Here is a 22559-nt window from a genome sequence, read left to right on the forward strand (position 1 = left end):
AGCCGTCACGTCGACGCATCAGCAGATCGGCGGAAACCCACAGCGACTGCGACAGCCGACCGGTCGAGTCCGTCACTCGAACACCACACTGTGAGCGCGAACTGAATCGCCTTGCACCCGAAGCTCGATGCGGTCCGGAGCCATCGGCTCCCCGCGGCACGACGAACGCGGCGGCTCACACGGCGAGGACGGAGAGGGGGAGTTCGGCGCGGACTTCGAAGCCGCCGTCGGGGCGGGGGCCGGCGATGAGCATGCCGCCGACGGCGGCGGCGCGGGCCTGCATGCCGACGATGCCGCTGCCCGGTGCACCGTGGTGGTCGGTGGCGGCGGGCTGGTCGTGGGGCTTGGCGATGATCGGGTGGCCGTTGCCGACTACGAGCATCAGGCTGGTGCCGCACATGATCCGGACCTCGACGGGGGCGCCCTGGGCGTGGCGGCTGGCGTTGGCGAGGGACTCCTGGATGATGCGGTACAGGGCCAGGCCGGTGGTGTCGGGGACGGTGTCGAGGGCTCCGTCGATGGTCCAGGCGATGGGGACGCCTGCGCGGCGGGCGCCTTCGAGCAGGGCCAGGACGTCGGCGCCGGTGGGTTGGGGGGCGTGTTCGGGGAGTTGGCCGTCGCTGCGCAATACGCCGAGCAGGCCGCGGATTTCGTTGAGGGCCGCTCGGGCGCCGGTGCCGATGGATTCGAATTCGGCTCGTGCGTCGCCGGAGAGGCCGGGGATGCGGTAGGGGGCGGTCTGGGCCTGCACCACGACCATGGACATGTGGTGCGCGACCACGTCGTGCAGGTCGCGGGCGATGCGGGCCTTCTCCTCGAGGATGGCGCGGCGGGCGCGTTCCAGTTCGGTCTCCTCGGCCTGCTGCAGGAGCTGCCGGCGGGACAGCACCACCCAGCGGAGCAGCAGTCCAACCAGGACCAGGCCGGTGATGGCCAGGGGCCAGCCGAAGCCGGCTTCCGCGAAACTGTCGGTTTGCGCCATGGTGGTGGCGAACAGCAGCGAGGTCGCCAGCCACACCACGCCCACGATCCGGATCGGCGCCCGCACCGCGACCGCGAACACCAGGATGAACAGCGACAGGATGTGGACCACCTGGAACGGCAGGTGGTTGCCGGGCTGATGTGGCACCGCCAGCGCGATCAGCAGCGCCGAACCTGCCGAAACCGCCCATCCCAGCGCGGGATTCACCCGGACCAGCAGGACGGGCAGCGCCGCGAACATGGCGATGAACGGCATGGCCGCCGCCGGCACCTTGTGCGTCACGTGCAGCGTCGGCCACGCCACCGCCATGAAGACGAAGGCCACCAGCACCGTGAACCCGTCGAAGAACTGACGGCCGCGGGCCGTCCTCACCCTGTTGCGCACTTCACCGACCATGACGTCGACGGTAGAGAACTCGCGGTCCGCCCACGTCATACCCCCGGGTGATCTAGCACCCCCTACCGCGGTACCGGCCGCTACCGGCCCTCCCCCGGGCCGCTCATGCGGGAACGGCCCCGCAGCACGACGTGCCGGTAGCACCCCGATTTCTAGCTTTTGAGCCATGGAAGCGAACACCTCGGAGAATTCGCACGACAATGCTCAGGGCTCCGGCCCCCGCGCCGCGACGACCAGGTCCGGCCGCGTCGCCCCGCTGGGTCGCGCCGGCACCCTGACCGCGGCGGCCGCCGTACTCTTCGCCGCGTCCGCGGTTTTCATGCCCATCGACGCGACGGCCGCCACGCCGCCCGCCCCCGAGAATGCGGTGGCGCGGGCCGGGCTGCTGGAATCGGTTGCGGACCATCCGGATACGAGCGTGATCCCGGCCGACTTCGCCGCCGAGGCGGGGTATCAGCCGGTCCTGCGGGACGGCATGCTCACCGATCCGAAGGGCCGCTGCTCCTCACCGGTGACCTTGCCGGCCGAGTTCGTCACCGCCTGCCAGGCGCACGATTTCGGCTACGACATGCTGCGGTACGCGGCGCGGCGCGGCCAGCCCCTCGGCCCGTGGGCACGGCAGGCCTCCGACGCCGGACTGGAACGGCGCATGCACGCGGCCTGCGCGGACCGCACCGAGGTCGTCTCGCACGCCTACTGCGAGGTGATGGCCAGCATCGCGACCACCGCGGTGGACCTGAACTCCATCCGGCAGGACTACGGCGTCCCGATCTACGAACCGTTCTTCCAGCCGCAGAACGGGCGGCCGTCCGAGGCCCGAATGCTGTGCGGCGCTGGCGCACTCGGCGTCCTGACCGCCGGACTGGCGGTCGGCATCCGGTCGATCGTCCGTAGCCGCCGGACCGCGCGCGCCGCCACGAACGCAGCGGCGGTCCCGCTGTGACCACGATGACGAAAGCAGAGGACACGATGACCGGCGTCGAGCACACGGCGACCGAACCGAACGATCCCCGGCCCGCCACACCGAACGGGCCGGGCATCACTCTGGACAGCGGATCTCGTTGGGCGCGTGTGCGATTCGTGCCGCCACGGATCGGGACCACGCTGGCCGTGACCGCCGCGGTACTCGTCTCGCTGGCTCCCGGCCTGCTGCCGCGGACGCCGTCGGCGCAAGCCGTGCTGACCGCACTGCTCGTGTTGATCGGGCTCGCGGTGGTGGGTATCGGGCGAATGGTGCTGCGGCGCACGAATATCGGGCGGAATTGGTCCGGGCGGTATGCGTTGCCTGCGCTGGTGGCCGGAGTGCTCGCCAGTGCGGGGGCGATCGTTTATGCGCAGAACTGGCAGAACCAGTTACGGGCCGCTATGCGCGTGGGGACCATTGGGCCCGTGTATTGGCTGCAGTGGATTCTGGTCACTGCCTTTCTCGTCGGTCTGATCGTGGGAGTCTGCCGGGGATTGCGGTGGACCGTGCGGCGGTTGGGGCGGGCACGGAGTACGGCGATCGGAGTGGCGGTCGTGCTTGCGATGCAGTTCGTGTTGATTCCGGCGGCTGTGCAGTGGCGGCGGGATGCGTATGAGGCGTCCAATTCGTTCGTGGATCCGGCTCTGCCGCAGCCGGTTTCACCCAGTCGCTCGGGTAGTCCGGTATCGATGGCCAGCTGGTCGTCACTGGGTGCGGAGGGCCGGCGGTTCGTGACCGGGACACCGGCGCGGGCGGTGCGCGTGTATGTGGGGTTGAATTCCGCTCCGAGCTTGGGTGCGCGGGTAGCGCTCGCGATCAGGGAGCTGGAGCGGACCGGAGGGTTCGACCGGGCGAATCTGGTGGTGACGGTGCCGACCGGATCGGGGTGGATCGACGGGGATGCGGCGCGCGGGATGGATGAACGGTTCGGCGGCAATGTCGCATTGGTGGGGTTGCAGTATTCGGACGCGCCCAGCTGGGTGACGTTCTTGTTCGGGCGCAGCGCTGCCGGGGAGTCGGCGCGGGCGCTCTTCCAGGCGGTGGCGCAACATATTTCGACGATGCCGCATCCGCCGAAGCTGTTCATGTACGGGCAGAGTCTGGGCGCGTTCGCGGGCAGCAAGGTCTTCGCCAGTGACGCCGACCAGGATCACCGCACCTGTGGCGTGCTGTGGGCGGGCCCGCCCGCCGGGCAGGTGAATCGCGGGCGCGCGGTAGTGCTGGCCAATGCCTCGGATCCGGTGGTGCGCTGGTCACCGCGGTTGATCTGGCGGGCGCCGGATCTCACCGGCACCCGGCCGGATGCGCCGGTCCCGCAGTGGATTCCGGTGGTCAGCTTCCTGCAGACCTCGATGGATCTGCTGGGCGCCCTGAGCGCGCCGCCCGGGCACGGTCACCGCTACGGCACCGATCAGGGCACCGCGTTGCCGGACTGCTGAAGGTCAGGGCACCGCGTTGCCGAATTGCTGGATGGCAGGCCCGAACTCGTGCGCGAACTCGGTGGCGAGCCGGTCGATGACGGCGGCGGCGTCCAGGCGGGTGCGCCAGAGTTCGGGGATGGCCCGGATACCGAAACGGGTGCCGAGCAGGGCGCCGCAGATCTCACCGGTCGCGTCGCTGTCGCCGGAGTGGTTGACCGACAGCAGGACACCGCTGCGGAAGATCTGCTCCGGGCTGCCGCCCGCGGATTCCGCGCAGAGGGCCGCGTAGACGGCCATGGCCAGGGCCTCGGGACCGATCACGCCGTAGCCGAGCTTCTCCACGGATTCGGGATCGGGCAACGGCCGGCCGGGGCCGGAGGTCTCGTCGGCGAGCCGGACGGCCTGCGCCAGTGCGTGCGAGGTTTCCTCGTGATCGCGATGCCGAGCCAGCTCGGCGCGCGCTCGATCCAGTGCGGCACGTAGGTCGAGGCCCCTCGACAGGCCGTACACGGTGGCCGCGAGCGTCCCGGCGGGTAGCCAGCCACCCGGATTACCGTGCGTGAGCGCCGCTGCATCACAAGCCAATTCGAACGAGTACTCCAGCGAGCCCGTGAATCCACACGGCGCCGCGCGCACGACCGCCGCGCAACCCTTGGAATCGTTGATCGGATTGTCCCGCGTCCCCAGCGGTGCCGCGGGCTGCTGCCGCAGCGCCGCCTTCTGCATGGCGGCCGTGGTGGAGTGCGTCGGGCCGCGATAGCTCATGAGCTCCGGATAGCCGCCCAGCTTGCTGCGCAGCGGATACGGCTGCGGCGCAACCGCTTCCCCCTGACCTTGCAGCCAGACCAGCAGCCCCTCTTGAATGAGCCCCACGGTCGCTCCGGTGGCGCCGGTGCGCGGCCCCGCATTGCGGATGAGCGCCTCGGTGGTGAACAAGGTCAGCTGTGTCTCGTCGGAGATGCGACCGCGGTAGGTATCGGGTGACCCGGTGACGCCGTGCATCCCGTACCGCTGCTGAATGTTCCGCAGCAGCATGGCCTCGATCGGCGCACCCAGCGCATCGCCGACGGCCCCGCCGAGCAGGCATCCGAGCATCGCGTCATAGGTGGATCGCGTCGCGGGCCGCTGCTCGGCCACAGACCGCTGCTCGGCCACCTGATGGTTCGCGGCGGATCGCTGATCGGGCCGCAGTTCGGGGGCGTATTGCGTGTCCAGGAACGTCCGCGATTCGGGCGCGGAGTGATTGAGCACCGTGTGCTGATCGGGCTCGCTCTGCCGTTCCGAGGCGGGCGGCCGCGGCGGCCGGTCGAGGGTCACCGGCACGCTGGGCAGCGTGCGTGACGCCGCGAGCGCGAATTCCGAGCAGGAGTCGTACCGGTCCTCGGGCCGTTTCGCCATACCCCGGGCGAGCACCTCGTCCAGGCCGGGCGGAAGGTCCGGGCGCAGCGCGCGAGCCGAGGGCGGCGGTTGCTGCAGATGCCCGAGCATGACCGCCGCCAGCGTGGGCGCGTCGAAGGGCCCGCGCCCGGTGAGCAGCCGGAACACGGTGCAGGCCAGCGAATACTGATCGGAGTGCGGCCCGAGCGGCCCACCGCTGATCTGCTCCGGGGAGGCGAACGCGACCGTGGCATTGAGCATGCCGGTGCGGGTGAGGTGCGCGGTGTCGTCGAGCATGCGGGCAATGCCGAAGTCGCTCAACAGGACCCGCTCGCTGAATCCGGCGGCCGCGCCGGAGACGCTGGACAGCAGGATATTGGCGGGTTTCACGTCCCGGTGCAGCACGCCTCGCGCATGCGCGTAATCGAGCGCCCCCGCGGTCTGGATGGCGATCTGCACCGCCCGTTTCGGCGAGATGTCGCGGATGTCGACCGAGGCGCCGTCGACCCCGTCGACGAACTGCATGGCGATCCACAGTTGATCGTCCTCGGCCCCGCGGTCGAACACGGTGATGATGTTCGGGTGATCGAGCTGGGCGACCAGATCGGCTTCGCGTTCGAAGCGGATGCGGGTTTCGTTCTGGTCGAACATTTCCCGGTGCAGGATCTTGAGCGCGATCAGTCGGGGCAGCCGGGGATGGCGCGCCGCGTATACCGAGCCCATTCCGCCCCGGCCGACTTCGCGCTCGATCACATAGCCCGCGAAGGACTCCCCGCGTCGCAACATATCCCCAAGAAAACCCTTCACGCCTGGAACAACCTGCCAGCCTACCGGGCGCGTCCGACGCGCCGACGAAAACGGCTCCCGGCCGAGCGGGCCGGGAGCCGAATCGCACTGTCCGCCCACGGCATCAACGCCCGACTACTCCCACGCTCATCGTTCGCGGCCGGCTCGATTCTGGACTGAGTGGAGCGGGGGAGCGCAGCGGAGGAGCGGAGGGAGGGAAGAATCGAGACTTCGGGGCCGCGAACCCGCCCGGAGCGAAGCGTAGGGCAGAGGACCGAGCTCAGGCGATCGGACCGCGCGCGGCCTCGTAGGCCGCGCCGACGCGGTAGAGCCGGTCGTCGGCGAGGGCCGGCGCCATGATCTGCAGGCCGACCGGCAGGCCGTCGTCGGCGCTGAGACCGGACGGTACCGACATGGCGCAGTGCCCGGCCAGGTTGGTGGGCAGCGTGCACAGGTCGGACAGGTACATGGCCAGCGGGTCGTTGACCTTCTCGCCCAGCTTCCACGGGGTGAACGGGCTGGTCGGCGAGACCAGCACGTCGACGGTCTCGTAGGCCTTGTCGAAGTCCTGCGCGATCAGGTTGCGGACCTTGTTGGCCTGACCGTAGTACGCGTCGTAGTAGCCGGCCGACAGCGCGTAGGTGCCGATCATGATGCGGCGCTTGACCTCCGGGCCGAGCCCGGCCTCGCGGGTCAGCGACATGACCTGTTCGGCCGAATGCGTGCCGTCGTCGCCGACGCGCAGGCCGTACCGCATGGCGTCGAAGCGCGCCAGGTTGGACGACACCTCCGACGGCAGGATCAGGTAGTAGGCGGGCAGCGCGTATTCGAAGTGCGGGCAGGACACCTCGATCACCTCGGCGCCGAGGTCCTTCAGCTGCGCGACCGCGGCATCGAAGGAGGCGATGACGCCGGGCTGGTAGCTGTCGGAGTGAAGTTCCTTCACCACACCGACTTTCACGCCCTTCAGATCACCGTTCGCGCCCGCGCGCGCGGCGGCCACGACGGGCGGCACCGGGACGTTGCGGGAGGTGGAGTCCTTGGGGTCGTAGCCGGCGATGACCTCGTGCAGCAGCGCGGTGTCCAGCACGGTCCGGCCGCACGGGCCGCCCTGATCCAGCGAGGACGCGCAGGCGACCAGGCCGAAGCGGGAGACGGTGCCGTAGGTGGGCTTGGTGCCGACGGTCGCGGTGACCGCGGCCGGCTGCCGGATGGAACCGCCGGTGTCGGTGCCGATCGCGAGGGGCGCCTGGTAGGAGGCGAGCGCCGCGGCGGAACCGCCACCCGAACCGCCCGGGATGCGGTCCTTGTCCCACGGGTTGCGGGTCGGGCCGTACGCGGAGTTCTCGGTGGAGGAGCCCATGGCGAACTCGTCCATATTGGTCTTGCCGAGGATCGGGATGCCGGCCTCGCGCAGCTTGCTGGTCAGGGTCGCGTCGTAGGGCGACACCCAGCCTTCGAGCATCTTCGACCCGCAGGTGGTCGGCATGTCGGTGGTGGTGAAAACGTCCTTGAGCGCCAAGGGAACACCGGCCAGCGGCGAGACGACCTTGCCATCGGCGACCTGCCGGTCCACCTCGGCGGCGGTCAGCAGCGCCTGCTCGCCGGCGACGTGCAGGAAGGCGTTGATCTCCCCGTCGACCTCGGCGATGCGCTGGATGTGGGCCTCGGTGACCTCGACCGAGGAGACCGCGCGCGAGTGGATCTTGTCCGCCAGCTCGGCCGCGGACAGCTTGGTCAGGTCCGGCCCACCCGTCGCCCGACCGCCACCCCTCACGGAATCGCCCTGCGATGCTGCGTTCATTCGCCCTCTCCCAGAATCTGCGGAACCATGAACCGCTGTTCGTCCACGGCCGGAGCCATGGCCAGCGCCTGCTCGGGAGTCAGGCAGGGCTGCTCCACATCCGGGCGCGTCACATTGGTCTCCGGATTCGGGGATGCGGTGGCGGGTACGTCGGCGGCGGCGACCTGCGAGATCTGGGCGACGTGGGTCAGGATGGAATCCAGCTGACCGGCGTACAGATCGAGTTCGTCGTCCGTCAGAGCGAGCCGGGACAACCGGGCGAGGTGAGCGACCTCGTCCCTGGAGATGGCGGGCACCGCGAGACCCCTTTCGGCATGGTTCGAGCATGGTGATCGGCAACCGACAGCCTAGTGGGTCGTGACCGGCTCCCCCGCACAGGAGTGGCCCGGACCGGCTACCGTCGATAGGTAACCGTTGGGTAAGTGGCCTACATCACCGCGGACGCTTCGATTCGATAACCCGCTCTCGAGAGTGTAAGTATTGCGGGACTCGGGTATACGTCCGAAAGTGTCGGTCGCACAAGAAAGAAAGGAAGGCACGTGTCATACCTGCTTCGCGTGCAACTTCCGGATCGCCCAGGCAGCCTCGGGTCGCTCGCACTCGCACTGGGAACCGTCGGCGCCGATATCCTCTCCCTGGATGTGGTCGAACGCGGTGATGGCTTCGCGATAGACGACATCGTGGTGGAAGTGCCGCCGGGCGCTTTGCCCGACACCCTCATCACCGCAGCCGAATCCATCCATGATGTGCAGGTCGATTCGCTGCGCCCCTACTCCGGCATGCTCGACACGCATCGCGAGCTGGAGCTCATCGACCAGGTCGCCAATGCCCGCGACGACCGGCTGCAGGTGCTGGTCGACGGCGTACCGCGGGTGCTGCGCGTCGGCTGGTCCACCGTGATCGACATGGGTCCCTCCGGCGCCTACCGCGTGGTCGGCTCCGGATCCGCGCCGTCCACGCAGGCGGCTTCGGCGCCGTGGATGCCGCTGGAGAAGCCGTCGGTGCTCGACGGTGAAGGCGACTGGGTGCCACAGTTGTGGCGCGACATGGACACCAAGCTGGCGGCCGCGCCGCTCGGCAATACCGGCAAGGTACTGCTGCTGGGTCGTCCGGGTGGACCGGACTTCCGGCCCTCCGAAGTGGCCCGGCTCGGGTACCTCGCCGGAATAATCGCCACCGTGCTCGGCTGAGGGAATTCCACAGCGCCAAATATCTTGTACTCCGCGACCCGCTCGGGGGTCGCGGAGTTCTTTCGTTTCGGAGAAAGCTTCGGCGGGTGCGGGTTACAGCCGCGGGCGGCGGGGGAGCCGACGTCCTGAGATCGATCTCGAGGCTGATCTCGATCGGTTGACCCGGCTATTGCTGTCGGCCATCCGGCCCGGAATGTGGATCGCGAATGGGGTAGCCGGAATCACTGGCGCGGGTGGCGGTGTTCGTTCGTAGAGTGGGAGCAATGTATTGCCGAGTGCATCAAGACAGGGACTCATGGGCGACCAATTGACGATCATGGCGGTACACGCCCATCCGGACGACGAGGTCATCGGTACCGGTGGGGTTTTCGCTCGGTACGCCGGCGAAGGGATCCGGACGGTGCTGGTGACCTGCACCAATGGTGAGCAGGGTGATGCGCCGGGTGGGATCAAACCCGGTGAGCCGGGCCATGATCCGAGTGCGGTACGGGCGCAACGACTCGCCGAGCTGCAGGAGTCGGCGGCCTTGCTGGGGATCGAGCATGTCGAACTGCTCGGGTATCACGATTCCGGGATGGTCGGGTGGGACGCCAATAACGACTCGCAGTCCTTCTGGAACATTCCGGTCGAGGAATCGGCTCCGCGACTCGCGGAGCTCATGCGGCATTACCGGCCGCAGGTGGTCGTCACCTACGACGAGAACGGCAACTACGGCCATCCCGATCACATCCAGGCCAACCGCATCACGCTGGCGGCGGCCGCGGCGACCGATATCCCGGACAAGCTCTACTACACCGCGATTCCGCGCGAGAGTTCGCGCGAGCTGTTCAAAACCTTGAAGGCGACCGGCCTGGTCGATTTCGAGCCGCCGGAAGACTTCGGTACGCCGATGGATCAGATCACCGCGACCTTGGATGTCAGCGCCTACGCCCAGCGCAAGCTCAAGGCCCTCGCGGTCCACGGCAGTCAGGCCGACAGCATGCCGTTCCTGCACATGCCCGCCGAACTCCAGCAGGCGATGTTCGGCAGCGAGAGCTTCGTCCGCCACTTCAACCGCGTCGCGGCCGCACCCGCACACGAGTCCGACCTATTCGCCGGACTGCGCTGACCCATTAACGCCGAAGTGCCTGCGTGTCAGCCGATTTCGGCTTCGATGCGGGCGAGGTGGGCGGCGAGGATCTCTTCGAAGGCGGCGCGGCGGTCGGCGCCGAGGGGGCGGATCTCACGAGCGAAGTGGGACAGGGCCGGGAAGCGGTCGGGGTCGGCGCCGAGTACCGCGACCCGGAACTGTTCCATGCCCTGTTCGTACTCGTCGGGGGTGAGGGTGTCGATGCCGGCCTCGGACGCGATGAGCGCGGCGATGAGGATGACGATCCGGTGGTAGTGGCGCGGAATCTCCGCATCGGGCAGCCCCGAGGTCCGCAGGGCCTGTAGCACCTCCTCCATGACCAGCCGGGAACCCGTGCCGCCGGAACCGTAGCGTCCCCAGATCGCGGCGACCTGCGGGTGCCGGCCGAACGCTTCCCGCAGGCGCAGTGCCGCGGCGGCTGGCGGGCATCCAGCGCGGCATGGCCGTACCTCGGCGAGCCGGATCCCGACGCCACGATCGAGTGGCGAGAGTTGGCGCTGCCGGGCCGCGACCTTCCCGTGCGGACGTACCGGCCGACGTCGACGGCCGCCACCCGAACCGACCTGCCGCTCGTAATCCACGTGCACGGAGGCGGTTTCGTCGGCACGGCGGCGCAATGCGATTGGACCAACAGCCATCTCGCCACCCACCTGCCCGCAGTCGTCGTCTCGGTAGAACACCGCCTCGTCGACCCCGGCAACCCGCTCGCCCATGCCGCCGCCGACGGCTGGGACGTGCTCGAGCACGTGCTGCAGCACGCCGCAGAATGGGGTGTCGACCCAGCGCGCACAGCCGTTTTCGGCGAAAGCTTCGGCGCACTGATCACCGCGCTGACCGCCATCCGAGCCCGCGAGGCCGGCCTGCGCCTCGCCGCACAAATCCTGGTCAACCCAGCACTCGACGTGACCGCCACGATGTACGACTACCCCTCGATCACCGAGTACGCCTACACCCCGAGCCGAGCCCTCCCAGTACTGAAGCTCCTCCAACGGCTCGCCATCCCACCATCAACCGAAGCCCGCGCCGTCTCCCCACTACACGCAGACAACCTGAGCGCTCTCGCCCCCGCACTGGTCCTGGTACCGACCCACGACGCACTGGCCGATCACGGCCGCCGCTACGCCGAACGCCTGGAAAAGGCCGGAACGCCTGTGCACCTCACCGAATACCCGGGTGCCCGGCACGCATTCCTCACCCTGCCGGGCGTGGAACCGCAGGCCGAGGCCGCCCGGACGGAGATCCGCGAATTCCTCCGCGCAGCACTGGCTTTGCGAGTCGGCTGAAACAGCTTCTGTTTCGGAGCACCATCAGTAGGTTCGTAAGGTATGGCTGAGACGCTCTCGTCCGTCGACCTCACCGATCTGGACAACTTCGCCGCGGGGTTCCCGCATGATCTGTTCGCCTTGCACCGCAAGGAATCTCCGGTCTATTGGCATGAACCCACGGGGCATACACCTGATGGGGAGGGGTTCTGGTCGGTGGCTACTTATGCCGAGACCAGAGAGGTACTGACCAGCCCGGGTGTCTATTCCTCCGAGACCGGGGGTGATCGGCCTTATGGGGGTACCGTGCTGCAGGATCTGCCAGTCGCGGGGTCGATGTTGAACATGATGGATGATCCGCGGCATTCCAGAATTCGACGGCTGGTGTCGAAAGGGTTGACGCCCAGGACTGTTCGCGCGCTGGAGGAGGATCTGCGGGCTCGCACCGGGCGGTTGCTGGATACCGTCGAGAGCGGTGGCGAGCATGATTTTCTCGCCGAGATCGCGGCGGAGTTGCCGATGCAGGCCATCTGTTTTCTGCTCGGTATCCCCGAGGCGGATCGGCACCATTTGTTCGGGCTGCTCGAGCATGTCTTCGATATCCCCGAGGGCCAGGATTACTTGTCCCCCAGCCCGGAACGACTGCGGTCGATCGGGGATCTCTACGCGTACGGGCTGGCGCAGATCGCCGAGCGCCGGGCCGATCCGGGGGCGGACATGCTGTCGCTGGTCGTGCACGCGGAGATGCCGGACGAGGATCCACCGCGCCTGTCCGACGAGGAATTACGATCGTTCTTCAACCTGCTGTTCTCCGGCGGCGCCGACACCACCCGCAATGCCATTGCCGCCGGACTGCTCGCATTGATCGAAAACCCTTCGCAGCTAGCCGAATTGCGCGAGAACCCGCAGCTGCTGCCGGTCGCCATCGAGGAAATGGTGCGCTGGACCGCACCGTCACCATCCAAACGCCGCACGGTCACCGAGCCCACCGAACTCGGCGGGCATCGGTTGGCGCCGGGCCAGAAGGTGCTGGTCTGGGAGGCCTCGGCGAATCGCGACGAGCTCCGATTCGATCGCGCCGGCCACTTCGACATCCATCGAGACCCCAATCCACACTTGGGCTTCGGCCAGGGCATCCACTTCTGCCTCGGCGCACACCTGGCCCGCCTGGAGATGCGAGTCGTCTTCGAAGAACTGTTCGCGCGCTTCGAGAACTTCGAACTCGCAGGCCCGATCGAGTGGACACGCAGCAACCGCCACACCGGCCTGCGCCACCTACCACTACGCATGACCGCCCGCTGACCGAACCCGTTTACCGCCAACTATCGGGCTAGCCGGGTCTCATTGCCCGTCGGGTTGGCAGGTGGTGTCGGTGGGCGGGAGTTGTTCGTGGACGAGGTATTCGATGACGGCGGAGGTGGCGCAGGCGCTGGTGCCGGGGATCGAGCCGGGGAGGCCGTTGGGCATGGTTTCGGGGAGGGCGAGGTGGCGTTGGGTGCCGGAGATGGTGATGAGGCGGGAGTCTGGGATGGCGACGTGAACTGATCGGGCTCCCGAGAGCGGGGTTACCGGATCCTTTTCATTACCGATCAGGAGAGCGGAGGTGATGCGGTCGAGGGGAACCGGGTTCGGATCGCGGTGGGCGGCGGGCCAGAAAGCGCAGGGGGCGGTGAAACCCATACCGAGGTAGGTCAGGGGTGCTTCGGTCGCCAGTTGCTGGGCGGCGGTGACGACCTGGTCGAGGTCGTGGCTCCAGCCGGCCTCGTTGCAGTTGCGTGCGGTCCACCAGCCGAGGCGCGGGCCGGCTTCGAGGAGGTGTTCACCGAAGACATCGATGAGGGGCGATACGCGAAAGGTCATGGCGACGTTCAAGAGTGCGCCGAAGGCGGGGTGATCCATTGCGGCCCGGAGGGTGAGCAGCTTCTGCTCCAGTGCCTCGAACGGTCCGTTGTTCACGCTGAAAAGGACTGTGTTCAAGTCGTTTCCGCTGAAGGTCCGGTCCAGGGGCAGCGGGAGTGGGTGGGCAGTCAGGTCGGCGCGCATCTGCGTCAGTGCGGCGAGGACCGCTTCACGACTGTCCCCGAATGGCGTGGCGCGGGTGGCGAGCCAAGGTACGGAAAGCCTCATCGAACAGTCGGTTCCAATTTGTGGATCGCCATCAGCTACATCGTCGAGGTGATCTCCGGCCCGCGAACTGCCGCTCCCCCCGAGCAGCTACGTCTTCGGCTGAGGCAAAACCGTTACACGGCAGCCCCGTTCATCCGGACAGTGCGCGCCATTGCGGTGCGAGGATCGACCAGACTTCGACGTCGAAGCGGTTTCCGTGGTGCACCATGGCTTCGCGGAGCACGCCGTCCAGGGTCATCCCCAGGCGGCGTGCCACCGCGATGCTGGCCAGATTGCCCGCCTTGACCTGCCATTCCACGCGATGCGCGCCGCGGGTCCGCACCGCCCAATCGATGATCACCCGAGCGGCCCGGGTGGCGAGGCCCTTGCCGATGGCTGCCGGCTCGAGCCAGCAGCCCACCTCGACGACTCCGTGCTCGAAGTCCATCCGCCGGAACAGCACACCGCCCACGAGGACGTCATCGCTCCAGATGCCGTAGATCCGGCCGGTGTCGGTAGCCGCCTTGTCCGCATAGGCACGCAGCAGAGCCCGACTGGAGTCCAGATCAGTGGCTCGGTCCGCGAAAGCGATGTACTGCCCGATGAATTCCCTCCCACGATCGAGGTGAGCCAGGAACTCCTCGGCCTGCCACGGTTCGAGCGGGCACAGACGGGCGCCATCGGCGCCGAGCGCGATGGAGAACATCACTCGCACCAGAATCGGACGACGCGCTCGGGTTCCACGCAGTCGAAGGTGACCTGGATCTGTTTGACCGGCGCCATCGGTCAAACATAGGGAAGATCGGGCGCGATGGCTATTTGTTCGCCTGGCGGTTCATGGCGTCCAGGAACTGGAGGACGCCGACGCCGCCCAGCGGGCCGGCGATGAAGATATTGCCGATGACCGCGCCGATGGCGCCGAGGGCGGCGCCGGTTACCAGGCAGCCGCCGAGGAAGCCGGGGATGGCAAGGGCGCCAACGGTTACCGTGCCGGCGGCGGCGCCGACCACGATGCCGCCCGCCACGCAGCCGACGGTGGCGCCGATGACCGTGCCGACGAGCGTGCCCAGGGTGACGCCCAGGCCGGCCATGGTGGCGAAGTTCATGACGGCGGTATTGAAGTCGGTGGACTGCCAGTCGATGGCGATATCGTGCAGGGCCGCATCGGTCAGGGCCGTGGGGACCGCGGGGGTGGCGTGGTCGGGGACCGGGACGGCCTGCGCCGGGTCGGTGCCGGGAGTGAGGGTGGCGGTGGTGCCGTGGATTTCGGCGGCGATCGGCCAGACCTTGCCGGCACGCTGGTAGGTGAGCGGAATGCCGTCCAGGACACTGCCGTCCGCGCCGTGCACCTCGAAGCGGCCGTCGGTGGCGGTGAGGGTGCCGCCGTCGGTGCTCACCTCGACGGCGTGGTCCACGATCTGGGCCGTGAAGTGCAGGCCGGAGGGCTGCCGGGCGGGATCCGGTTGTGCCGGTTCGGCATTCGCGGTGACGGCGGTGGCCGACAGGGCGGCGACGGACAGGGCGGCGACAGCGGCTGCGTTCAGGGTACGCAAAGGACACACTCCTCATCTGGTGGTGCAGAGAACTTCGTTTTCGGGCGAAGCGGGTGATCAGGCGACGGATCGGGCATCCGGCGCGCGAAGGAATCCGGTGCGCATGAAATACCGGATCCCGGCATCGACGGTCAGAGCGTCGATGTGTGGCGCGACGATGTCGGCGTCGCGCAGACCGCGTTCCGTATTGGTGCGGTCGAAACGGAACGCCTCCCGGGGTGTGGGGGGCCGGGCATCGAGCAGGGCGCGGCATTGTTCGCCGTCCCCGCCGAGCCGCGGTAAGCGTTCCGTCCAGGTGCGCTCGGGGACCGGGGTCAACCGGTAGCCGTGCGCGCGGAGCCTCGCGAGAACGGTTGCGAGGGAGGTCGATTCGGGGGATGTGAGGTGGTAGACGCCGGTGGTGGCGGCGGATACCAGGTGTGCGACGGCCGCTGCCACATGGTCGACCGGCACCAGGTTCACCAGCTCGGGCCGGTCCGGTGCGACGCCCAGCCGGACCATGCTGCGGACCATGGTCCAGAACGCGTCGCGAGTGTTGCCGGCACCGGTGACGGAGTGACCGCTGATCCGGCCGGGTCGGTACACCGCGACCGGGAGACCGCGCTCCTCGGCCGCGAGCACCAGGCCTTCGGCGACCCATTTGGCCTGGATGTAGCCGTTCGCAAGCACTTTCGCGGCAGGCGCGCGGCGACGTTCGAGGATGAGCTCGGGATTCCCCTCGGTCGCTACCGCGGTGTCGCAGGCGGAGATGTAGTGCACCAGCTTGGGATGGTGGGCTGCGGCCAGCCGCAATATCTCGCGGGTACCGTCCACGATGCCCGGCCGCAGGCGCGCATACGGCGTGAGATGGTGCACCGGCGCGCCATTGTGCACGATCGCATCCACCGATTCCGCCAGCGTGCGGCGATCGGCCGGATCGAGGCCGAGACCAGGGAGTGCGAGGTCCCCCGCGATTACCGTCACGTGATCCCACGGAACCTGAACTCCGTAGTGCCGCAGGCTTTCCTGCAATCGCAGCATCGCCGCGTCGGCGGTACCTTGCCCTTCGAGGGCAGTGCGAGGAGCTCGTACCAGGCAGGTCACCCGGGTGTCCGGACGCTTCAGCAGCTCGCTCAGCAGGAATGCGCCGAGGAATCCCGTTGCCCCCGTGAGCAACACATGTCGCGGCGGGCGCACTTCGGCATCCGCTACTCGGAAGTCCGGATCGAGTCGGGCATCGGCTTCGAGGTCCGGGATCAGTTGCACGCGAACCTGATCGGCATCCAGTTCAGCGGCGAGTTCGGCCACCGTGGCGGTTTCGAAGATCGTGCGCACGTCGGCCTCGGCGGACAGTTCGGCGCGGATGCGCGCGGCCACCCGGGTGGCCATGGCGGAATCGCCACCGAGCGCGAAGAAGTCATCGTCGACGCCGATCGACGGAACACCCAGGACCTCTGCGAACAAATCGCACAGGACGCGTTCCCGATCGTCACGCGGCGGGCGCGACGCACCGCCGGTGGCGAACGGCCGGGGCAGGGCGGCGCGATCCAGCTTGCCGGTCACCGTGGTCGGCATGCGGTCGAGCGTGACGAACAGCGACGGCACCAGGTACCGCGGAATCCGATCCAGCAGATGCCGCCGGAGGTCCGCCGGACGAGGATGCGGCTCGGTGGTGACCACATACCCGACGAGACGGTCATCGAGCACCGCACAGGCGGCGGACGTCACCTGCGGGTGAGTGGCCAGCGCCGCCTCGATGCCCGCGGGTTCGATCCGCACACCCGCCAGATTCACCTGATCATCGGTGCGCCCGAGGTATTCGAGCGTGCCGTCCGGCATTCGGCGCACCCGATCACCGGTGCGGTATCGCACCGATCCGGGCGGACCCTCGGGATCCGCGACGAAACGCGCAGCCGTCAAACCCGGTCGGCGGTGATACCCCAGCGCGAGCGAGGTGCCCGCCAGGTACAACTCTCCCGGTATGCCCGGCGGCACGGGGTGCAGGCGGGCGTCGAGCACCTCGCAATGCACACCCGAAACCGCCTTGCCGATAACGGGTTCCGAGCTGTCGGCCAACCGCGCCCAGGTCGCATCGACGGTCGCTTCACTCGGACCGTAGAGGTTGTACGCGTCGATCTCCGGCGCACTCCGCAGCGCGGCCCAGAGCGCCTCCCCCGCGGCCTCCCCGCCGAGGGCGAGCACCGCGGGTCGATGCGCCCCCGCCGCCAGCAATCCCGCCGCGACGAGCTGCTCCGCCTGCGTGGGCGTCAAATCCAGGAAATCGATCCGATGCCGATCCACGTACGCCAGCAGTTCCTCCGGCTGCGCCCGCACCTGCTCCGAGACAATATGCAGCTCATGGCCGCTGAGCAGCCAGAACAACGCTTCCCAGGAGGTGTCGAAGCAGAACGACGCGGTGAGTCCGGCCCGCCTCGGCTGTTCGGCCGAAGCGATCAGCACCCGCTGGTGATGCCGAGCGAGATTCGCCAGTCCACGATGAGTGATCAACGCGCCCTTGGGATTCCCCGTCGACCCCGACGTATACGTGAGGCACGCAGGGTAATCGGCCACGACCTCCGGAAGCGCCATCGCCGAGGGGCTGCGCTCCGGCAGCGCGTCGACCAATACGAGGCCCGGCAGCAGACCGCCGGGCAGCTCCCGTGCCAGTTCACGCACCGACACCACCACGTCCGCGCCGCTGTCGTCGCACAGAAACTCGAGATGCCCGGCCGGATGATTCGGATCCGCCGCCACATAAGCGGCCCCGGCCGCCACCACCGCGAACACCCCGACCACAGCGTCCACCGTGCGCGGAAGCACCAGCAGCACAACCGATCCCGGCCCGACCCCGCACTCACGCAGCCGCATCGCCAGCCGATCGACCCGCCCCGCCAGCTCCCCGAACCCGATCGCGCCGCCGGCGTCGACCACCGCAACACGCTCCGGCGCCCGCCGCACCTGCGCCCGAAACATGCCGAGCACTGTGCTATCCGGCTCTGCCACGCCCACCGAGCCCGGCCCCGCCATGGTCGACCTGCCCGCGCGGGTGGCGGCGGTCTCGGCGGCGCGCCAGGCGCTCAGCACGGATAGGTCGGTGGCGTCGAGCAGTGGGAGGTCCGCGATGGGATCGTTCGGATCGGCCAGGAGCCGATTCAGAAAGCGGGACAGGCGGCGGGCGTGGGATTCGAGGTCGAGGGTGGTGTAGAGGTTGGGGTTGGCGTCTATGACGAGGCGGATGCCTTGGTCGCCGTAGTCGTAGAGGCGGAAGGCTATGTCTTCTTCCACGCCGGCGGCTATGTTGCGGACCGTGCCGGGGGAAGCGGCGAAGCGGAGGCCGAAGTCGAAGGGCATGACATTGACCGAGGGGCCGGAGATGCGGCGGTCGCCGGTGGTGTTGACCAGTTTCCGGAGCAGGTCGCCGTAGCGGTAGCGGTGGTGGGGGCGGCTGGTGCGGAGGTGGGTGGAGACCTGGGTGGTGGCCGCCGTGAAGGTGGTGGACGGGGTGAAGGCGGTCCAGCAGTGGATGGCGTTCACCGTCATGGTGGGGACGCGCAGGGCGGGGGTGCCGATTCGCATCATTACCGGGAGCGCGAGGCTCACCTGCGGGGCGCCCGACAGGCGGTGCAGGTAGGCGGCCACACCCGCGATGATTGCTTCGGCGGAGGTCGTGGTCTTGTAGGCGCGTAGTGCGGTGACCAGGTCGCGGGGTAGGTCGTGGATGACCCGGGTCATTCGAGGAGACAAAGGGGCGGTCCGGCCCGCCGGGCCCACGGGGGCAGGCCGGTCGCGTTCGTAGGACAGCCAGAATTCTTCTGCGCGACTGTAGTTTTCGGATTCCTGGTCGGCGTGGTCGTGGTCCGCTACCGCGACGAGGGAGCCGAAGTTCACCGTCGGCGGGGTGTCGCCGTTGATCATCGCGGTGTACAACTGCGCGGCTCGGCGTGCGAAGAGCACCAGGCCGTAGCCATCCAGCAGGATGTGGTGAACGCGGTGGTACCAGAGGGTCGTCCGGTCGTCGAGCTGGAAGATCGCGTGGGTGAACAGCCGGTCGTTGTAGATGCACAGGTCGGTGCCGACGTCGGCGGCCATCCAATCCTCCGCTGCGGCACGAGGATTCGGGTCCGCCCGCAGGTCGACGACATGGACCTGGCAGTCCGTCGGCTCAGCATGCTGACGCGGACCGTCCTCGGTGTCCGTGAACCGCATGTGCAGCGCTTCGACCTCGCCGACGGTGGCCCGGATGGCCGCCGTCAGCAGGCCGGTGTCGATTCCGCCGTCGATCTCGACATACTCGGCGATATTGAGCATTGCGGTGGACGCGAGCTGCTGTTGCTGCTGCCAGATCTCGTATTGGGCAGCGGTGAGCCGCAATTCAGTTCTCCTGCGCGCGGGTCAGCAGCTGCCACCAGGCCTGCAGGGTCGGCTGCTCGAGCAGGTCGACGAAGCCGACCTCGTGGCCGGCGGCGCGCCAGCGCTCCACCAGGGACAGCACGCGCACCGAATCCAGGCCCGCGGCGAAGAGATCCGCCTCCGGGTCGAGCTCCTCGGGGGTGAGGAACAGCTCGCCCGCGATATCCGCGCGCACGGTATCGAAGGTGATGGCTGGGGACACAGTGGATTCGACCTCTCAGTTGATGCGGCGGCCGGCGGCGGGCCAATAGCGGTCACGCAGTTCGCGGCGCAGGATCTTGCCGCTGGGATTGCGCGGAATGCGGTCGACGAATTCGAAGCGGGCGGGAATCTTGAAGGCGGCCAGCTCATCCCGGCAGAACAGGAACAGGTCCCGGGGCGTGGCGGCGGCCTCGGGCCGCAACGCGACGAAGGCGTGCACCTGCTCCCCGAACCGGTCGTCGGGTGTGCCGATGACGGCCACGTCGGCGACCGCCGGGTATTTGGCGAGGACGTTCTCGATCTCGGCGGGATAGATGTTCTCCCCCGCCACGATGATCATGTCCTTGATCCGATCGCACAGGTACAGGTAGCCGTCGGCGTCGAGGTAGCCCGCGTCACCGGTGTGAATCCAGCCGTCCACCAGCGTTTCCGCCGTCGCCTCGGGGCGGCGCCAGTACTCCAGCATGTGGCCCGGCGTGCGCAGGCAGATCTCCCCGACCTCACCGGTGCGCAGGCTCGCGCCCGCCGATCCGATGATCTTCACCCCGAAACCCGGATACGACCGCCCGGCCGCACGCAACAGCCCGCTGCCCGGCACGTGCGCCTCGGGCGGCAGGCAGATGGCGGTGTTCCCGGTCTCGGTGAGCCCGTAGATCTGCGCGAACTCACAACCCAGATGCTCGATCGCCTGCTGCAGCAAGGATTCCGAGATCGGCGAACCGCCGTACACCACCTTGCGCACCGTGGCCATGGACGCCGGATCCGCACCCGGATCGTCGAGCATCAACCGCAGCATGGACGGCACCACGCACACCGTGGTCACGCCGAGCTCGCGGATCAGCCGCACGGCCGTGCCGCTGTCGAAGCGCGGCAGCGCCACCATGGTGGCTCCGGAGGCGAAACCCTGTGTGGCCCACCAGATTCCGCCCACGTGGAAGCCGGGGATGCCGATCATCCCGATATCGCCGGGCCGCCAGTCGATCCAGTCCTCGCCGGCCTCGGACAGCGCCGTACGGACCGCGAAGAAGCTGCGATGCGCGAGGACCACGCCCTTGGGCAGTCCGGTGGTGCCGCTGGTGTACAGCTGCACCACGGCGTCGTCGGCGGAGATCTCGAGCCCGGGATCGTCGCCGGAATGGCCGCCGTACCACTGCGGGAACTCCTCGGCGGTCACCACGGGAATCTGCGGCGCACTGGCCGAAGACCGCAGCGACTCGTCCACCACCAGCAACGCCGTATCGGAATCGTCGAGGATGTAAGCGATCTCGGTCGCCGTGAGCCGGAAGTTGACGGGCACCAGCACGGTCCCGCTCTTGGCGCAGCCGAGCAGCGCCGCGTAGTAATCGACCGATTCGAGTCCGAGATAGGCCACGCGCGCACCCGGTTCCAGCCCTGCGGCCCGGAACGCGGCGGCAATACGATTGCCCGCCTCGTCCAGTTCCCCGTAGGTCAGTGTCCGGTCACCGCAGATCACCGCGGTGACCGTCGGATCAGGGTGCACGCGTGCCAGATCGGCGACGGTCCGCGGGTTCACGCCGCCGTCCCGGTGTCCACGACCACGACGCGGATCTCCCCGTCGCATTCCCCGCCCAGCTCGTCCCAGAACCGGTACGAGGTCTCCAGCGCCACCCGCTCGGGCAGATCCGCCCGCGGCTGATACCGGGTCGCGCGCTCGATCACGAACTCGCCGGTGAAACTCTGCGAGTCGATGGCGCGCCGAAACACATTGCGGGAGCTGGCGATCAGCACGTCCGGCAGGTACCGGCGCAGGAATTCGTCCATGGTCCAGTCCGCCAGCACCGGCCCGGTCGAGTGCCGGACCATGGTGGCCATGGTCTGGTAGAGCAGCTGGTTGTAGCAGATGCCGACCTCGACGGCATTGAGATGCCCGGTGTCGTCGATGTAGCAGGGTTCGGGGATCGAGAAGGTCCCGGTGCCGATCACCCGGTCGCCGGTGACCGCGACGGTCAGCGATTTCAGGTAGCGGCAGTGCGGTTTGTAGCAGCGCAGTACCTCGTCCAGCAGGGCCGCGTCATTGTCGAGAAGTACGGGTGCGACGGACATTTCACGCACCTGCCGGATCGTGCACGGTGACCCGCCAGGAGATCGCGGGCTCGGGGGTGTCGGTGTGCACGGCGCGATGCACCAGGGTTCGGTTGTCCCAGATCAGCACGTCACCGGCTTCGAAGGTCTGCAGGTGCACGGGGACCTCGTTCGGGACGTCGTCGAGTTGCCCGGTGGCGGCGAGCAATTCGCGCAGCAGCTCCGGCTGCTGCTGTCCGGCGGCGTCGGTGATCGATTCGGTGAAGCCCTCGCTGAGGTAGAGGACGCGTTCACCGGTGTGCGGGTGCTCGTACACGGTCGGTGCGGTCACGGGCGGGGTCTTGGCATCGACCTCCGCGACCAGTTCGCAGATGGGCCGGTACACGTCGCTGGGCCGGATCTTGAAGTAGCGCCGCACGGTATGGGTCGCGCTGGTGCCCTCGACCCGCTGCTTCAGCTCATGCGAAAGCCCCTCATATGCCTTCGCCATATCGATGAAGAGGGTGCCGCGATTCTTGGTGGGCACCACCCGCGGACTGGTCAGTGTGATGTCGAAGGGCCGCGGCATGAACTGGTAATCGGAATGCCAGAACCGCCCGGTCTTCGGGACGCCGATGCGCTGCCCGTTCTCCTCCACGTTCGCCGACACGAACACCTCGTGATGGTCGGGGTGGTGGTAGGCGGGCTCGTAGTAGGCCTCCGGCGTGCCGAGCCGGCGGCCGAGCGCGAGGAAACCGGGAACGTCCAGGTCCTGCCCCCGCAGCAGCACGATCTTGTCCCGGTACACGGTCTTCTTCAGCAGCTGAACGTCCTCGGTGCTGTCCGCGTCGAAGTTCTCGACCACGACACCCATACCGGGCTGCGGTGTCATTCTCACGGGGGTTCCTCCGATCTCCTGTACGGCCAAAGGAAGGGGTCGCGGACCTGTCCCGGCAAGTTCCCAGGAACCGGACCTT

The 22559-nt window shown here is 68.3% G+C and carries 19 protein-coding genes; 6 read left to right on the forward strand and 13 right to left on the reverse strand.

Annotation, left to right across the window (positions count from 1 at the left end; translation table 11 throughout):
- Window positions 1-175: 175 nt before the first annotated feature.
- A complete protein-coding gene (locus tag ACH438_RS09055; protein WP_397002932.1) occupies window positions 176-1378 on the reverse strand; it encodes a sensor histidine kinase in 1203 nt (400 codons plus the stop codon).
- Window positions 1379-1544: 166 nt separating this feature from the next.
- Between ACH438_RS09055 and ACH438_RS09060 the strand changes: the two genes are divergently transcribed.
- Together ACH438_RS09060 and ACH438_RS09065 are read left to right on the forward strand one after the other, a co-directional pair.
- Window positions 1545-2321, forward strand: coding sequence for a hypothetical protein (locus ACH438_RS09060; protein WP_397002934.1), 777 nt, complete (start codon window positions 1545-1547; stop codon window positions 2319-2321).
- A gap of 5 nt (window positions 2322-2326) precedes the next feature.
- The gene (locus ACH438_RS09065) at window positions 2327-3781 is read left to right on the forward strand and encodes an alpha/beta-hydrolase family protein (protein WP_397002936.1); all 1455 of its coding nucleotides are present in this window, start codon (window positions 2327-2329) and stop codon (window positions 3779-3781) included.
- Window positions 3782-3784: 3 nt separating this feature from the next.
- Here ACH438_RS09065 and ACH438_RS09070 read toward each other — a convergent pair whose 3' ends face one another.
- From ACH438_RS09070 to gatC, 3 genes are all read right to left on the reverse strand, one after another.
- The gene (locus tag ACH438_RS09070) at window positions 3785-5926 is read right to left on the reverse strand and encodes an ADP-ribosylglycohydrolase family protein (protein WP_397002938.1); all 2142 of its coding nucleotides are present in this window, start codon (window positions 5924-5926) and stop codon (window positions 3785-3787) included.
- A 280-nt stretch (window positions 5927-6206) separates the two neighbouring features.
- Entirely contained in the window at window positions 6207-7730 is a 1524-nt protein-coding gene (gene gatA / locus ACH438_RS09075; protein ID WP_397002941.1) for an Asp-tRNA(Asn)/Glu-tRNA(Gln) amidotransferase subunit GatA, read from the reverse strand.
- Window positions 7727-8026, reverse strand: a complete 300-nt coding sequence (gene gatC / locus ACH438_RS09080; protein ID WP_397002943.1) for an Asp-tRNA(Asn)/Glu-tRNA(Gln) amidotransferase subunit GatC — start codon at window positions 8024-8026, stop codon at window positions 7727-7729. The genes gatA and gatC overlap by 4 nt, the downstream gene beginning before the upstream one ends.
- 243 nt (window positions 8027-8269) lie before the next feature.
- Between gatC and ACH438_RS09085 the strand changes: the two genes are divergently transcribed.
- Both ACH438_RS09085 and ACH438_RS09090 read left to right on the forward strand, forming a co-directional pair.
- The gene (locus ACH438_RS09085) at window positions 8270-8920 is read left to right on the forward strand and encodes an amino acid-binding protein (RefSeq protein ID WP_397002945.1); all 651 of its coding nucleotides are present in this window, start codon (window positions 8270-8272) and stop codon (window positions 8918-8920) included.
- A 295-nt stretch (window positions 8921-9215) separates the two neighbouring features.
- Window positions 9216-10028, forward strand: coding sequence for a PIG-L family deacetylase (locus tag ACH438_RS09090; protein ID WP_397002947.1), 813 nt, complete (start codon window positions 9216-9218; stop codon window positions 10026-10028).
- 26 nt (window positions 10029-10054) lie between these two features.
- Here ACH438_RS09090 and ACH438_RS09095 read toward each other — a convergent pair whose 3' ends face one another.
- Entirely contained in the window at window positions 10055-10513 is a 459-nt protein-coding gene (locus ACH438_RS09095) for a TetR/AcrR family transcriptional regulator C-terminal domain-containing protein (protein ID WP_397003709.1), read from the reverse strand.
- Between ACH438_RS09095 and ACH438_RS09100 the strand changes: the two genes are divergently transcribed.
- Window positions 10427-11332, forward strand: a complete 906-nt coding sequence (locus tag ACH438_RS09100; protein ID WP_397002949.1) for an alpha/beta hydrolase — start codon at window positions 10427-10429, stop codon at window positions 11330-11332. The two genes, ACH438_RS09095 and ACH438_RS09100, sit on opposite strands and share 87 nt — an antisense overlap.
- A gap of 42 nt (window positions 11333-11374) precedes the next feature.
- On the forward strand, window positions 11375-12613 hold the full coding sequence (locus tag ACH438_RS09105; RefSeq protein ID WP_397002951.1) for a cytochrome P450: 1239 nt from the start codon (window positions 11375-11377) through the stop codon (window positions 12611-12613).
- 39 nt (window positions 12614-12652) lie between these two features.
- On the opposite strand, the gene ACH438_RS09110 is transcribed toward ACH438_RS09105, so the two are convergent.
- From ACH438_RS09110 to ACH438_RS09145, 8 genes are all read right to left on the reverse strand, one after another.
- Window positions 12653-13438, reverse strand: a complete 786-nt coding sequence (locus ACH438_RS09110; protein WP_397002953.1) for an alpha/beta hydrolase — start codon at window positions 13436-13438, stop codon at window positions 12653-12655.
- 130 nt (window positions 13439-13568) lie between these two features.
- Window positions 13569-14123, reverse strand: coding sequence for a GNAT family N-acetyltransferase (locus ACH438_RS09115; RefSeq protein ID WP_397003712.1), 555 nt, complete (start codon window positions 14121-14123; stop codon window positions 13569-13571).
- Between the two features lie 109 nt (window positions 14124-14232).
- Window positions 14233-14970, reverse strand: a complete 738-nt coding sequence (locus ACH438_RS09120) for a hypothetical protein (RefSeq protein ID WP_397002955.1) — start codon at window positions 14968-14970, stop codon at window positions 14233-14235.
- 57 nt (window positions 14971-15027) lie between these two features.
- The gene (locus tag ACH438_RS09125; RefSeq protein ID WP_397002957.1) at window positions 15028-19320 is read right to left on the reverse strand and encodes an amino acid adenylation domain-containing protein; all 4293 of its coding nucleotides are present in this window, start codon (window positions 19318-19320) and stop codon (window positions 15028-15030) included.
- A 1-nt stretch (window position 19321) separates the two neighbouring features.
- Window positions 19322-19561: a phosphopantetheine-binding protein gene (locus ACH438_RS09130; RefSeq protein ID WP_397002959.1), complete on the reverse strand. Its 240-nt coding sequence runs from the start codon at window positions 19559-19561 to the stop codon at window positions 19322-19324.
- 15 nt (window positions 19562-19576) lie between these two features.
- Entirely contained in the window at window positions 19577-21094 is a 1518-nt protein-coding gene (locus tag ACH438_RS09135) for a long-chain-fatty-acid--CoA ligase (protein WP_397002961.1), read from the reverse strand.
- Entirely contained in the window at window positions 21091-21624 is a 534-nt protein-coding gene (locus ACH438_RS09140; protein WP_397002963.1) for an FcoT family thioesterase, read from the reverse strand. The genes ACH438_RS09135 and ACH438_RS09140 overlap by 4 nt, the downstream gene beginning before the upstream one ends.
- Window position 21625: 1 nt before the next feature.
- Complete coding sequence (locus tag ACH438_RS09145; protein ID WP_397003714.1) at window positions 21626-22474, reverse strand: TauD/TfdA dioxygenase family protein; 849 nt, start codon at window positions 22472-22474, stop codon at window positions 21626-21628.
- Window positions 22475-22559: the final 85 nt, after the last annotated feature.

The sequence above is a fragment of the Nocardia sp. NPDC020380 genome (assembly GCF_044386975.1).
Lineage (GTDB): Bacteria > Actinomycetota > Actinomycetes > Mycobacteriales > Mycobacteriaceae > Nocardia.